General features: G+C 58.2%; 10 protein-coding genes and 2 pseudogenes. 5 read left to right on the forward strand and 7 right to left on the reverse strand.

The genetic code is table 11. The annotated features are described in order from the left end of the window. Together AB4Z48_RS35030 and AB4Z48_RS35035 are read right to left on the reverse strand one after the other, a co-directional pair. Positions 1-416: GntR family transcriptional regulator (locus AB4Z48_RS35030; protein ID WP_441622587.1), on the reverse strand; the 416-nt coding region annotated here is incomplete at its 3' end. Positions 417-449: 33 nt separating this feature from the next. Beyond that, a complete protein-coding gene (locus AB4Z48_RS35035) occupies positions 450-2,066 on the reverse strand; it encodes an HAL/PAL/TAL family ammonia-lyase (protein ID WP_441622589.1) in 1,617 nt (538 codons plus the stop codon). A gap of 991 nt (positions 2,067-3,057) precedes the next feature. Between AB4Z48_RS35035 and AB4Z48_RS35040 the strand changes: the two genes are divergently transcribed. Next, on the forward strand, positions 3,058-3,645 hold the full coding sequence (locus AB4Z48_RS35040) for a TetR/AcrR family transcriptional regulator (protein WP_441622591.1): 588 nt from the start codon (positions 3,058-3,060) through the stop codon (positions 3,643-3,645). A 31-nt stretch (positions 3,646-3,676) separates the two neighbouring features. Here the strand turns inward: AB4Z48_RS35040 and AB4Z48_RS35045 are convergent, their stop codons facing one another. Further along, on the reverse strand, positions 3,677-4,009 hold the full coding sequence (locus AB4Z48_RS35045) for a hypothetical protein (protein WP_441622593.1): 333 nt from the start codon (positions 4,007-4,009) through the stop codon (positions 3,677-3,679). A gap of 846 nt (positions 4,010-4,855) precedes the next feature. Here AB4Z48_RS35045 and AB4Z48_RS35050 point away from each other — a divergent pair. Together AB4Z48_RS35050 and AB4Z48_RS35055 are read left to right on the forward strand one after the other, a co-directional pair. Then, positions 4,856-6,232 (forward strand): pyridoxal phosphate-dependent decarboxylase family protein, encoded by a 1,377-nt coding sequence (locus AB4Z48_RS35050; RefSeq protein WP_441622595.1) that lies wholly within the window; start codon positions 4,856-4,858, stop codon positions 6,230-6,232. A 137-nt stretch (positions 6,233-6,369) separates the two neighbouring features. Beyond that, positions 6,370-6,524 (forward strand): annotated as a pseudogene (locus AB4Z48_RS35055) (IS256 family transposase); the annotation flags it as partial. A 106-nt stretch (positions 6,525-6,630) separates the two neighbouring features. Here AB4Z48_RS35055 and AB4Z48_RS35060 read toward each other — a convergent pair. The 4 genes and pseudogenes from AB4Z48_RS35060 to AB4Z48_RS35075 all read right to left on the reverse strand — a co-directional run bounded on the left by AB4Z48_RS35060 (position 6,631) and on the right by AB4Z48_RS35075 (position 11,233). Then, complete coding sequence (locus tag AB4Z48_RS35060; protein ID WP_441622597.1) at positions 6,631-8,301, reverse strand: MFS transporter; 1,671 nt, start codon at positions 8,299-8,301, stop codon at positions 6,631-6,633. A 118-nt stretch (positions 8,302-8,419) separates the two neighbouring features. Further along, a pseudogene (locus AB4Z48_RS35065) lies at positions 8,420-8,610 on the reverse strand (FAD-binding protein); the annotation flags it as partial. Positions 8,611-8,753: 143 nt separating this feature from the next. Continuing rightward, positions 8,754-9,950, reverse strand: coding sequence for an acetyl-CoA C-acetyltransferase (locus tag AB4Z48_RS35070; RefSeq protein ID WP_441622599.1), 1,197 nt, complete (start codon positions 9,948-9,950; stop codon positions 8,754-8,756). Then, positions 9,947-11,233, reverse strand: coding sequence for an acetyl-CoA hydrolase/transferase family protein (locus AB4Z48_RS35075; RefSeq protein WP_441622601.1), 1,287 nt, complete (start codon positions 11,231-11,233; stop codon positions 9,947-9,949). Before AB4Z48_RS35075 ends, AB4Z48_RS35070 begins: the two co-directional genes overlap by 4 nt. 830 nt (positions 11,234-12,063) lie before the next feature. Between AB4Z48_RS35075 and AB4Z48_RS35080 the strand changes: the two genes are divergently transcribed. Both AB4Z48_RS35080 and AB4Z48_RS35085 read left to right on the forward strand, forming a co-directional pair. After that, positions 12,064-14,007, forward strand: coding sequence for an AMP-binding protein (locus tag AB4Z48_RS35080; protein ID WP_441622603.1), 1,944 nt, complete (start codon positions 12,064-12,066; stop codon positions 14,005-14,007). Between the two features lie 58 nt (positions 14,008-14,065). Continuing rightward, a complete protein-coding gene (locus AB4Z48_RS35085; RefSeq protein ID WP_441622605.1) occupies positions 14,066-14,851 on the forward strand; it encodes an SDR family oxidoreductase in 786 nt (261 codons plus the stop codon). The last annotated feature ends 3 nt before the right edge of the window (positions 14,852-14,854 follow it).

Consider the following 14,854-nt stretch of genomic DNA (forward strand, 5'->3'; position numbering starts at 1 on the left):
ATCAATATCAATGCTCCGTGAAAAGCGCGGTTACAGCTTTCCCATTCCTCGATATCCGAGGCATGGTTGCCGCGTTCGATTGCTGTGGCTGCGTCAGCGATATCACTGTCCCTGATAAGCGGTACTGCTACCCGCAGCGCCAAGGTTTCCAATGCTGCTCGCATCCTTGTGATTTCCACGATGGATGTTTCGTCGAGATGCGCAACTCTGACGCCCTTGCGGGGTTCGCTGAGCACGAGTCCCTGCGATTCGAGTCGACGAAATGCTTCACGCACTGGTACATGACTGATGGCGAACTCGTGTGCGATCGTGTCTTGGCGTAACCACTCTCCTGGCATCAATTCACCCTTGACGATGCGATCGGCCACTATCTTTGCAATCCGCTCCTGCAATGTCAGATCTGTTGAAGCATCCATCTGAAGCTCGCACTGAGGTTAATTAAGGTGTCATTAAAATAGAAGGTCGCAAACGGACTCGACAGCATTTCTAAACGTGCCATCGATCACCATCGCTTTTATTGCCTCCAAATCGTCATACACCCATCTGTCGTCTTCGAGTGTCGCTGGAACTTTCTCCCGAAGAGCCTGAAGCGCTACCGCGGTACCAATTCCAAGTGGATATTCATTAAGACGGGGCTCAGACAGGTCTAACGCCTGTGCGGCGATCAGCAGCTCGGCCGCGACAATCGCCTGCGTATTTTGAATTACCGTCCGAGTCCGACGGGCGGCAAAGCAAGAATTGCTCACATGATCTTCGGTGTTTCCCTTTGCTGGCAAACTAATTGTGCTGGCGGGGCTGCATAGTCCTACATTTTCGAGAGTAAGACCCGTACCCATGCTTTGCACAACTGAGAAGCCAGTGTTTATTCCGGCCCGCTGAGCGATCAAGTTAGTAGGTAGGCCAAAATTGCAAGCGGGGTCGATGAGGCGGGCACTCCGCCTGTCACAAATAGCGCCTACATCAGTTACTGCCAAGGCAAGAAGATCCATTGCTTGCGCAATATATTGGCCATGGAAATGGCCACCCGAAACTACATCGTATCCTCCCTTTAGGTCGGAAAATATCAACGGATTGTCCGTTGCACTGTTCATTTCCGCTTTGAGAATGGTATCGATGTAATCGAGTGCGTCTAGCGCAGGTCCATAGACCTGCGGCGCACAGCGTAAGGAATATGCGTCTTGAATGCGGGGTTCAATCACAGCTTCCTGGGAGGCCTGGAGCTGAACTTGTCGGGCCGCTTCTGTGCACCGACCGCTGCCCGAAACGACATTGCGTATCGCGGCGGCGACGCGCCGTTGACCACGATGTGGTCGAGCCAGCATGACGCGGTCTTCGAAGCAGGACAGTTCTCCGCGCAATGCCTCAAGTGTCATGCCTAGCGAGATAGTGGCGTCGGTCAATAGTGACCGTGCGTCGTGTGCGGCCAAGACTGCATAGGCTAGGGAAGCTGTGGATCCATTGATGAGAGCCGTTGCGTCCTTTGCGTGCACATCCATGGTCGGTGCCAACCCCGCACGTTCGAAAGCGATTGAGGCTGGGATAACGTCGCCTTGGAACTCGACCTTGCTCTCAGCCATGCCCATGAGCGCGGCACTCATGATGGCGAGCGGCGCGAGATCCCCACTCGCTCCTACGCTTCCTTTGGCCGCGATGACGGGGATGATGTCGTGATTCAGCATCGCGAGCAGCCTATCAACAATCGTCTCTCTAACACCTGAGTGATTACTGGCGAAGGCGTTGGCCCTCATGGCCATCATGGCCCGTACGACTTCGGATGGCATGCGCTCCCCAGTGCTTGCAGAGTGAGAGCGCACAAGATTCCTCTGAAATTCCGAGATCTCTTCGCTTCCAATACGTCGATTTTTGAGACTTCCAACGCCAGTATTGAACGCGTACATCAGGGGAGCGAAATCGTTGAGCCAATTCTCCTCAATGTGAGCGCGTGTCGTGCGAAGTGCTCGCCGGGCGTGCGCGGACAACTCAACTCGGGCATGGTTGCGTGCGATTTCGATCACTTCGTCGGGAGTGAGAGTGGCGCCGTCGAGGGTAACGGTCACTTGGGTCATGGGCTGCTCCGTATTTGATAGATAATAGATAATAGATAATAACTCATCAGAACCGAGTGTCAAGAGATGCATGGGGCACATGCACGCGAGTTGCCGCTTGGTGGGAGGAGCTGCTAGCGGTCTTGAGTGATGTACGCCTCAGGCGTACTGGAACAGGGTGCAGGCAATTGGGGAGGCCATATGCAGCAGCGCGACTAGCTTTGGCGGCGCGTGGGGCGTTTGGATGACTCGCCGGGCTGTGGTGCGCCGTCAAGCGTTCAGTTGGGGGCTACAACCCTGGGGCGGCACGCCTGTCAGGTTGTCGCGTGAAGTAGGAAGGCGCGTCGCTGTGCCTTGATTTGCGCGACAAGCGATGCAAGCGCTTTGCATCAATCTGCTCGATCGCTGCAAGGGAGACGCCCGCCTGTCGACCGAAGACGGGCGCTGCGAGGACGAACTGTTCTTGCAACTGTTCGTCGAGTCCTATCTACTGACGGCCCCTGCGGGTTGCGGCGCTTGCGCCTTGCCGTGGATCGTTTATCCGAATCATCCGACGCGCCGGCGGCTCTTACCCTACTATGGCGCGGCGGCGAGCGTGCCCGCGGCGAACGCGGAAACACTATGCTTGGCCATAGACTTGGTCTCCGCAGGATTGGGGGCTTGCGTGGCGCCTGAGTCCTTGGTGCGCGGCCGTCCGGGTGTCGAGATCCGGCCTATCTGGGCTTCGAAGTGTCGCGACGTGTGGGCCTGTGGTATGCCGTGCAATCGCTCGACAATTCCGTCCTGGCTACACTGGTCGAGCAGCTGCGCACCGATCGATCATCCCGCCAGTTCTGCGTCTGGATGCTTAAGGCCGCCCTAGCGGCCGGGCGACGTTATCCCTGCATTCAATAACTGCGCTCGAAGGATTGACACGAACCCGACCAACTAGTAGATTGGTTGATGTTGTATAGATACCAAGTGCGCGCATGAAACATTGTTCTTGCGTTATGAGTCCCTCCAATGAATAGGCATGAGCGCTGATCTGTCTCCCCGTGCGACCGAAATTGCAGAGCACACTAAGCAACTGCTCGCCGCAGGCGGCTATCACGGGTTCAGCTATGCGGATCTGTCCAAACTGGTGCACATCGGCAAGCCCAGCATTCATCATCATTTTCCGAGCAAAGCGGACTTGGTGTTGACAGTGGTCACGCGACACCGCCAGCAGGCTCGGGAAGGATTGGCGGCTCTCGATCGGAATATTGAGGATCCCTTGGCGCGATTGATGGCCTACGTCAACTATTGGACGGAATGCATCCGCGATGGCACATCGACAATGTGTATTTGCGCCATGCTCGCCGCAGAATTGCCCATGATCCCGCAAGAGATCGTGGATCAGGTTAGAGGTTATTTCGACGACTTGACGACTTGGATAGCGACAGTTCTGGACAGTGGGGTGGCAAGGTCTCAGTTCAAGCTGTGCGACAGCGCGTTTGTCGAGGCTCAGACCTTTATGTCTACGGTACACGGTGCGATGTTGACCGCACGGGCCTTGGGCAACGCGGACTCGTTTCAGGCCATTTCGCGAGTGGCAATTGGTCGCTTGAGCGCGTTGAGTTGAGCATCCCTCATGGAGGCGGGCGCTACGGCGCTCATTTTTTGAGTTGTTTTATCGACCAACTAGTCGGTTGTTTGTTTGGGAAACAATAATTGCCGCCCTGCATTCGTCCAGCCGCCAGCGTTACGGCGATCAGGGCTTTACCTTCAGAAGGAGTCATTGTCCTATGCCTCATCCCATTTCCGCGTTGGGCGCGGGTCACACCATTCTCAGCTTGGCGACCTTCGCTGCGGGTCTCTATAGCTTCGCCCGATACCAAAGAATTGAGAGCACTACCCAGTCCGCCAAGATCTACTTGACCGGAATGGTGGTCTCGGTACTCACATCGTTTGGCTTGTCCAGTACAGGCGGCTTCAATGTTGGCCACGCACTGGGTATCGCGGCACTTATTGCGGTATTGGGCGGCCTATTCGTTCCGCGGATAGGGTTCTTGGGTGGTGCACGGCGATACCTTTCCCAGTTCGCATTCACGTTCAGCTTCTTTCTGTTGTTAGTCCCCGGGATCAATGAGACGCTGACGCGGCTACCGGCTAGTCATCCCATAGCGAGTGGTCCCGAGTCCCCCATCGTACGTGGCGCGCTTGCGGCGTGGCTGGGTATTTTTGTGCTGGGGTCGATACTGCAGTTTTCGTGGCTTCGTTCGTACCGCAGCCGTACATAGCCTGCGAAAACATATTCCAATAGATGGCTAGGCAATATGGCATCGCCAACCTCTGGCCAGAGTTTCGCCAAACTCTGAGCCTAGAACTAGACATTCCACCTAACAGTATTCCTCTCTCCCTCAAGCCGCATCAACGGCGGCCGATGATTTCTAGGAGCAGATTGTGCATGCCGGTCATGAGCAAATACAGAATAATAGGCATTCAGAGAACATGAAAAACATGCTTGATGATGACGAAGCCTTGGAGGGAGTGGAGTCGTGGTTTAACGGGCAAGAGTTGACAATCAAACTAGGCATTCGATACCCAGGGCGAAAAGCTGACGAGTACTTGGAGTCGTGTGCGGGTTGGTTGCTGCGCCTTGTCCGACATGCTCGCGGCGCAAGCATTAAATAGATAGGACGCTGCCGGGTAGCTACTTGTATTTCCCGTATCCTTCTTCAAGCGCTTTTCCAATGTCAGTGCGACGGAACGGTGGTTGAGGCCAGGGGCGCAGAAAACGGCGCCAGAATCAAACGCGCGCGTCTAGTACACCGGAAAGATATGGAGTTTCTATGGAAGACTCGTCGGTATACAGAGTTTTGCAAGCCGCCTGTGAAAGAGCTACATCATATTTGCAGTCAGTAAAAAGTCGGCCGGTAATAGCCTCACCCGAGGCCATACGCCGTCTCGACGAACTTAGGCATGCACTACCGCAAAAAGGCGTTGACTCGATCGAAGTCCTACGGCGCCTCGATGAGATCGGATCTCCTGCGACTGTCGCCACCGTAGGTGGACGTTATTTTGGCCTGGTGATAGGCGGTGCTTTGCCAGCTACCGTTGCGGCGAACTGGCTTGCGACGGCGTGGGACCAGAATGCATGCTTCCGATGGACTTCTCCGATTGCGGCGACTCTAGAAGACGTGTCGTTGCAATGGCTACGCGAATTGTTCGGTATGCCAGAAGGAGTCGCAGGGGCGTTTGTCAGTGGCGCGTCAATGGCCAGCCTTACCGGGCTGGCATCCGCACGCCACGCGCTTCTTTCGCGTTTGGGTTGGGACGTGGAAGCTAAAGGAATTTATGGCGCGCCCGAACTCCGCGTTGTTGTTAGTGAAGAAGTTCATGTGACGGTGTTAAAGGCGCTTTCGTTACTCGGCCTCGGACGCGAACGTGTTATTCGGGTCCCGACTGACCGCCGCGGGCGGCTCAAAGTCGATAGTATGCCGGCGCTCGATAGCCGTACAATTGTCTGCATCCAGGCTGGTAACGTGAACACCGGTGACTTCGATCCGGCGGCGGAAGTCTGTCGTCGTGCAAGAGAGTTCGGTGCCTGGGTCCATGTTGATGGTGCTTTCGGTCTCTGGGCACTTGCGAATCGGGATTTCGGTGCGTTGACAGCCGGCTTGGCTGAGGCAGATTCATGGGCGACGGATGGTCATAAGTGGCTCAATGTTCCTTATGATAGTGGCATCGTCCTTGTTCGAAACGCAGCGGATCTACGGGCAGCAATGTCAGCGAGTGCGGCGTACCTATCAGAGGGCGTCGAGGATGGGCGTGAACCCTCCCACTACACACCGGAATCCTCCAGACGAGCGCGCGGCGTCGAGATATGGGCTGCGTTGCTGCACCTCGGTCGCGACGGCATTTCAGATCTCGTTGGACAATTTTGCAGCCTTGCACGGCAGTTCGCTGACGGTCTTTCGAGCCACGGATACGAAATACTCAATGATGTCGTGCTTAATCAGGTGCTCGTATCCTTTGGATCGCCCGAGGCGACGCGAGCAGTGATCAATGCGCTCCAGGCTGAAGGCGTCTGCTGGTGTGGGGGGACGCTGTGGCAAGGCCGCCCCGCAATGCGCATCAGCGTTGCGAATTGGGCAACTACTGAGGCAGACGTCGAACTCAGCGTTCAAGCCATAGTACGGGCCGTGAAGAGTTCCCTGCCAGGGTGACGGCTTAGGGCAAAGAGGATGGCGCGGCGAGAGGACAGCCTCATTCATAGCAGCCAAAGACACGCTGCACATTGCGCCCGCTTCGCGTCAAATCCAACGTTGTTCTTTCGCCGCATGGGGAGTCTCGCTACCCCTTCGGAAACGTCCCCAGCGATGAGGCGGCGACCAGCTACTGTGGCTGGCCCTGCGCAACATCACCGGGAAGTGGGGCAATTCAACGCATGACTGGAAGGCTGCCATGAACCAGTTTGGGATCCTCTACGAGGAACGGTTCACACATCCACATTGTTGAGATAATGCTGGCTCACCGGACGAAATGATGGTGAGCCTTTAACTGTCCTGCGCACAAAGAAACTGACAGGCCCCGGAATGCGTCGTGCTCAGGTGCCCCAAGTCTCTCAATCCTGGGCGGTGATGTCGATGTCGCGCGTTTCCTTGAAGAAGATCAAAGCCAGTAGCGAAACAATCGTCCAGCAGATCGGATACCAAAGGCCCGAGAAGATGCTGCCGGTCTGCGCTGATATCCCAAAGACGAAGGTCGGTAGCAATCCTCCAACCCAGCCCGTGGCCAGGTTGTACGGGACCGACATCGACGTGTATCGAATTCGCGTCGGGAACATCTCGACAAGCGCCGGACCCACTGTCATCACTGACAGAATCGCGAAGCTAAAGAAGATTACCAACAGCAGAAAGACCATGATGCCGTTGAACGCGGAAGGATCGCTTCTCTCTGGATAGCCTTGATCAATTAAGAGCTTTCGCAGGTCGGTAGACATGCCCGTGCTCCGCACTTTGGCCTCGTCCGCGGAGAGGCCGGCTGCGTCGTACGCCTCGACAATGCCGCTGCCAACCCGAATCATTGTCGCCCCACCGACAGGGGCTTCCGCCAGCGAATAACTGATGCCGGCACTAGACAGTAGCTGTTTTGAGACGTCGCATGGTGACGTAAATTTCCGATTGCCAACCGGATTGAACATCAGTGAGCAGCTGTCCAGATTCGTCTGCAGAGTGACCGGTGCGTTCGCCTGCGCTGAAGCGAGTGCCGGATTGGCGTAATGTGCCAGCCCTTTGTAAGTAGGCATTACAATCGCCGCGGTCACCATGAAGCCGATGAGCAGCGAGTACTTGCGTCCGATGCGATCGCAGATCCATCCCGACAAGGGGAATACAGGTAGGCAGGCAGCCGTCGCCAACAGCACCACGGTATTGACGGTCTTGGGATCGACTTTCAGCGTCTGCGTCAAAAAGTAGGTCGGATACAGGGCCGCCATGTAGTACATCGCAGTCATGCCTGCACAGAGCGCGAAGGCTACGACGATGCGGCGCAAATTCACAGGGTCGAGAAACGCTTCCCTGATGGGCGCCTTAGATAGTTTTCTCGAGGCCTTCAACTTCTCAAATGCGGGCGATTCCTTCATCTTCAGACGAAGGCCGAGCGAAATAGCCAACAGCAAGATCGAACCGACGAACGGTATGCGCCACCCCCACACATCGAAGGCGCTGCCGGAGATCTCCCGGGCACCCAGGATAACGAGGAACGACATCAGTAGGCCAGCGGTAGTCGATGCAGTCGTCCACGACATATTGAGGCCACGCTGGCGCCCAGTAGAGTACTCGGCAACATACGTCAGTGCGCCCGTATATTCACCGCCCGCCGCGAGCCCCTGAAACACGCGCATGCAAATCAACGCAATCGGGGCGGCGATGCCGATCGTTGCATATGTCGGAAGCAACCCTACGCCGACGGTCGCTAGGCCCATCATGCTTATCGTCACGACGAATGTGCGCTTGCGCCCGATCCTGTCGCCAATTCGGCCAAAGATAAGTGCGCCCAAAGGTCGCATCATGAAGCCGATTGCAAACGTCAGCAATGCAAAAATGAAAGCTGTATTGGCGTCGACGCCCGAGAAGAACTTCTGGGCCAGCACGGACGCCAAGGAGCCATATAGCGCGAACTCATACCATTCAAAGGCCGTCCCGATCGAAGCCGACCAGATCGCGCGTGCCATCGGGGCCGGCTCGGAACCTGTCCGCTCGAGGCTACCCTCCATACCTGCGGAATTGCTCATGTTTGTTTGTCTCCAAAATCTAGGGTGGGCTAGGGCGCTTTTTTCTGCGCCGTAAATACAACTTGAATGGAACCTCAGGGCCCGTCCGCGACGCGCGGCGTGTGCTATGCACCAAATTTCACAGGCGCACCATTAGGTCGGGGACGACCTCGAACAGATCCGTGCAGAGGCCATAGTCGGCCACGGAGAAGATGGGCGCATCGGGACCTTGTTGATCGCGACGAACGCCTTGGCGCCCCTCATGCCTGCCAGGTGCTGGATCGCGCCGGAGATGCCAACTGCCACGTAAAGCTGCGCTTCGACGAATTTGCGCCATCTTGACGTTGGCGAGGTCGATGCCCACGCCGTCCGCCATCACGCGGACCTTTACATCAGAGTCGACCACCGGCTTGATTGGGACATGTATTTTCAAAATCTCACTCCTCTGTTCACACCTCGAGAGGCACGCGTCTCTACACGGCCTCGAAGATTGCTGCCATGCCCTGCCCACCGCCGATACACATTGATTCCAAGCCGTAACGTGCTCCGCGGCGGCGCAGCTCATGCAGCAACGTAGCCAGCATGCGCACCCCAGTCGCGGCAATAGGGTGGCCGAGCGAAATGCCGGAGCCATTGACGTTCAACCGCTCTTGATCGTTCCATTTCCACCCCTTGAGGACCGCGAGCACCTGAACGGCGAACGCCTCGTTGAGTTCGACAAGATCGATCCGATCAAACGAGAATCCGGTGCGCGCAAACAGGCGTTGAACTGCAGGCACGGGACCAATGCCCATTTGCGAAGGCTCGCACCCTGCCGCAGCCCAGCCGACCAGGTACCCCATCGGCGACAGTTCAAGTTCGTCGAGCTTGTCCTCGGCGACGATGAGACACGCGGCTGAGGCATCGTTCTGCTGGCTCGCGTTTCCGGCCGTCACAGTTCCACCGTTGCTGATCGGGCGCAGCTTGGAAAGCGACTCCACAGTGGTCCCGGGCCTGATACCTTCGTCACGCGCAAACAGCAGCTCGTCACCCTTCTTTTGCGGGATTGAGACCGGTACGACCTCATCGTCGAACCGCCCACTCTCCCAGGCGTCCGCCGCACGCGCGTGGCTCCGGGCGGCGAACCCATCGGCTTCTTCCCGGGAAATGCCGTACTCGCGCGCGAGGTTCTCGGCTGTTTCTAGCATTCCGGAGATGTAGCCGAAGCGCTCCTCAGGCTGCGAACGCTCTCGTCCACGTTCGAGCCGGTCGAGCAGGCGCGCCGAACCGGAGCGTTTGCCCCAGCGCATGTCGGTCGAGTAGTACTCGATATTGCTCATGCTCTCGACTCCACCTGCGAGAACGACATCGGCGGCTCCACTCTGAACCATCATCGCGGCAGTAACGATGGACTGCAGGCCGCCTCCACAGCGTCGGTCGAGTTGCATGCCCGGCACCGCGATCGGCAGCCCGGCGTGCAATGCGGCCCAGCGGCCGATGCAAGGCGTTTCGCTGTTGGCATACGATTGCGCAAACACCACGTCGTCAATGCGCGCCGGATCAATGCCAGAGCGCGCTAGTACCGCCTGGATGACGGTACTCGTCAGCGCTTCAACCGGAACCCCGCGCAAACTGCCGCCGAATGTGCCGACGGGGGTGCGCACGGGTGCCACAATGGCAGCTCGTCTCATGAAATCTCCTTGAATGTGGGTTTCCGCGCGCCCGGCACTGTGGCGCGCGCAAGTTCGTCGCGATCCTCCGGATGCGCGATCGCGATCATCGCGTCGATACGTTGTGCAAGAGTGAGCGCACGTAGGTCAGCGACGCCGTACTCGGTCACGATGATTGCGGCGTCGCTGCGCGGCGTGCTAACCGGTCCCGCAATCCTGGGTACGATCCGGGCATGCCGGCCAGCACGCGACGGCAGTACCACGATCGGCAGGCCGCCACGCGAACGCCGCGCCCCACGCAGGAAGTCCATGGCGCCGCCGACGGCGCCGAGATACCGTCCGCCCGCGACTTCCGCGTTGACCTGTCCGCTTATGTCGACTTCGATGGCCGCATTGATCGCCACAAACCGGTCAATCGATTCGAGCACGCGAATGTCGTGCGTATAGCTCGTGGCGCGGAACTGGATAGCGCGATTGCGGTGCGCAAACCGATGAATGTCCGCTGAGCCCATGATCGTGCCGGCAATTGTTACGCCGAAGTCGATCGTTTTGCGGGCGTTGGTGACCACGCCCCGGCGCATTAGCTCCGCGACAGTGTCGCCGATCGCGCCGCTGTGAATCCCGATATCGCGATGACCGGACAGGGCTGCCAGCACGGTTTCCGGCAAGGCGCCGATGCCACATTGCACGGTGGCGCCATCATCGACGAGCCCTTGCACATGCGACGCGATCGCCAGCTCGACGTCCCCGGCTCGGCTTGCCGGCGCATCGGGCAACGCCCGCGACGACTCAACGAGCAGATCGAAGTCCGTCTTGACCAACCTCCGTGGACCGTAGGTCCATGGCGCCTGCTGATTGACCTCCGCAATCACCACGCGCGCCGAATCGATAAGGGGCACCAGATACTCGTGACTCGCGGACAGGCTGAAGCAGCCGTCAGCATCCGGGGGCGCGACCTGCAACAGCAGCACGTCCACCTTTGACGGACCTTCAGTCAGCACTTTCTCCAATGATGAATAATGAGCCGGCAAGATGTCGAGAACCCCGGCTTCGGCGAGTTGCCGATTCTGAGCTGTACCGCAGTATGAGCGGAAGTCCACCACATCCTCGAACGCTGGCTGCAGCGTGTCGCTCCAACTGGCGCCGATGAACACAGTGAAACGCCCACCTACTGCGTGGCGTTGTGCCATGAGCAGGCGCGTGAGCGTCACGGGCTCCGCAGAGCACTGCCCCCAGGCGACGGTGTCGCCTGGGCGGACCCAGCCTGCCAAGTCCAGGCTCGCGATGTCGCCAACGATCGTCATGATAGCTTTGTAGGCTTAAGGGCAAGTAACGATTGGGTCATGCGAAAGTCTCCTGCTAGTGGGGCTGGACCTCGTCGACCTCGCGGAGAAGGGCGTTGCGAAGCACTAATGCAATGATCGCGAGGCACAGGGGGGTGATCTGTCTTTTCCCACAATGGACGTCCGTCGATACCTCCGTCAATGCAAAGTCAAGAACCATTCCGTACTTCGAAAAACCGCTGTGTATGGCGTGGCCCCGACACGAGGTCCCTGGCAATGCAGAGCGGCTAGCCCAGCTCAATCCAGAGTTTTCAAAGTACGGAACGCAATGTGGGAGAACATTGACTTGCCATCAGGCGTCGCGCACGATGAAAAACAGAAACCGCCCGTGAATGACTTTTGGTCTGAAAGACGCGCCGGGTCGACACGTGGCGCCGCCACGTTCGGAGACATGCAATGAGAAATGTTTACAAGGATCCTGCACTACGAGATACGCCCAGTCAGATGCGCATCGGCAACGTAGTCAAATCCTGTCCCCTATCGAGGCGTCGAGACGTATGTGGGCCCGGGCAAATTCCAATTCCTTCCGCCCCGCGTTTTGGTGACAAGGTGACCCGGTGCGGCGGTCTCGTCGAGAGCGAGTCAAAGACGGCTAGTAGCCACGAAGTCGTATGCGTGACCGTCTGCGGCAACGCCAGCGTGGTCCTCGTGGAGTCGGCGATGCGGTGCGGGAAAATCTCAGGAATCAGTCCCTGAGCCGAGGCGTCGGAGACGCCGTTGCCGGCAGGGGTGCATAGCATAGTCGCCCCTTTTCCATTTAATGAATCTTGTGTTCTGTAGGTGTATTTTCGATGAGTGACTATCTAAGGGATGCATGGCAACCGACGGCCGACGATATTGCCTCGTCAAACGTTACTGCGTTGATGCGGCGGCTTGGTCTCGACAGCTACGACGAACTGCTGGCGTTCTCCAATGCTCAGCCAGAGGCTTACTGGGATACCGTGCTGGATTTCTGCGGCGTGGTGTGGGACACCAAGTACGACGCGTATCTGGACTCATCCAATGGTCTTGAATTTCCCAACTGGTTTCCAGGGGGGCGCCTAAACTGGGTCAAGTCGATCTTCAAGTGGGCCGATGACGTCGAGATGGCCCAGCGCCCCGCTGTCGTTGCAGAGCGCGAGGATGGCAGCGTACAGCGCGTAACTTTTTTTGAACTGAGGGAACGTGTGGCGGCGTTTGCCGCAGGCATGGCATTGATTGGCATCGAACGTGGCGATCGGGTCGGGCTGTTGATGGAGAATGGCGTCGAGGCCACGGTCACGATGCTCGCCTTAGCCTGGCACGGTGCCATTGCTGTTCCGTTGTTCAGCGGCTTTGGCGTCGACGCAATCGTGTCCCGTCTTTCATCGTGCGGCACCAGCAAGCTCATCGCGACTACCGGATTCTCCCGCCGGGGGAAATGGGTCGATACGCGTAAGTTAGTTGCCGAAGCACTGACCAGATTGCCCGAGATCCAGACGGTTGTCTGGAAGCATGCCGGCGAAGACATCACCTTCAACGAGACGGTTGTCGCATGGGAGGACATCGCCAGGGCCGCGCCGCCGTCGCCGGAGCCCGCGGGGATGTCGCCAGTCGACCCCTTCATGATAGTGTACACATCGGGCACCACGGGAAAGCCGAAGGGCGCGGTCCATACCCATGGTGGCTTTCCACTGAAGATCGCTCACGACGCCGCCGTTCATTTCGATGTCCGCCGCGGCGACGTCTTTTGCTGGCCCGCTGACATGGGGTGGATCGCTGGCTCTTTGGTCATGTCGAGCGCGCTGCTAAGCGGCGCTACGCTGGTGTGTTACGACGGCGCCCCAGATTTTCCCGATTGGTCGCGCATGTCGCGGCTCATCGAGCGTCACCGCGTGACCCATTTCGGCTCCGCACCGACCCTGATTCGTGGTCTCGCCGCCAATGCAAGGATCGCGACACAAGGTGATGTATCGTCGATTCGTCTGCTGATCACGGCCGGCGAGGGTATCGATCCCGAGCACTTCTCCTGGTTCCAGCACGCGTTCGGACGCGGACATCGGCCTGTGATCAACTACACCGGCGGGACAGAAGTATCCGGGGCATTGCTATCGAGTGTGGTGGTGCGGCCGATCAGTCCGGGCGGATTCAACACCGCCTCGCCGTCGGTCGAGGCCGATGTCGTCGACGCAAGCGGCAACCCTGTTGTCGGCGCGGTGGGCGAACTCGCGATTCGACGGCCCTTCGTGGGCATGACTAGCTCGTTCTGGCAGGACGACGCCCGCTATCTGGAATCCTACTGGCACGCAATTCCCGGCATCTGGGTCCATGGTGATCTCGCCATGAGGCGCGAAGACGGCACTTATTTTCTCCTCGGTCGCTCCGACGACACGATCAAGCTTGCGGGCAAGCGCGTCGGCCCCGCGGAAATCGAGGAAGTACTTCTTGAGCTGTCTGCGGTGTCCGAAGCGGCCGCCATCGGCGTCGACGATCCGGTCAAGGGACAGAAGCTCGTCGTATTCCTGATCCCGGCGCCATATTGGGATGGCGACGAGGTCAAATTGCGCCGAGATGTAGCCCAACACGTGGATGAGCGGCTGGGCCGTCCGTTTCGCCCGAGCCAGATGCATCTTGTAACCCAACTGCCCAAAACGAGGAGTTCAAAGATTATGCGGCGCGTCATCCGCAGCATCTACACCGACCAGCCGGCGGGCGATCTGTCATCGCTCGACAATCCGGCTGCAATCGAGGAAATCCGTCTCGCTGCGCAGCATTGACGCGCAATCCGCCTTTTCACGAACCGACTCGGTGTCAAAGCGCCGGGAGGAAGAGAAGATGAACCTGAATCTTAAAGACAAAACCGTCTTGATCACCGGCGCCTCGCAGGGTATTGGCGAAGGTCTGGCATGGGCGTTCGCCCGGGAAGGCTGCCATTTGCGGCTAGTTGCGCGTTCGGGGGAAAAGCTTGCCGCGATCGCAAGCAAGGTCTCCGCGGAACATGATGTCGAGGCGGACATCCTCGCGATCGACATGACGCTGCCCGGCGCTGTGGCCGAAGTCGCGCAGTTCGGCGAGACAACTGACGTCATGGTCAACAACGCAGGCGCCATTCCAGGAGGCAACCTCTGGGATGTCGACGAGGAGCGTTGGCGCGCGGGATGGGAATTGAAAGTATTTGGGTACATCAACCTGACTCGCGCACTGTACCCGGTGATGAAGGCCCGAGGTGGCGGCGTGATATTGAACAACATTGGCAACGGCGGTGAGAACTTCGACTTCAACTACATTGCCGGTACGACCGGGAATGCGGCACTGATGGCGTTTACGCGAGCCCTGGGCGGCCGCAGTCTCGCCGACGATAACATTCGCGTGGTCGGCGTAAACCCTGGGCCGGTTGATACCGATCGCATCAACAAGGTACTAAAAGGGCACGCGCAACGCCTGCTCGGCGACGCGGATCGCTATACCGAACTGCTCGCGAACTATCCACTTGGTCGCGCTGCAACGGTCGACGAAGTCGCGGACCTGTTTGTCTATCTCGCCTCGGAAAAGTCTGCTTACACATCCGGCGCGATTTTCACTGTCGACGGCGGGATTACTTCTCGCCGATCTGTCGGCTAACTT

It is taken from the genome of Cupriavidus sp. 2TAF22 (assembly GCF_052115045.1).
Taxonomy (GTDB): domain Bacteria; phylum Pseudomonadota; class Gammaproteobacteria; order Burkholderiales; family Burkholderiaceae; genus Cupriavidus.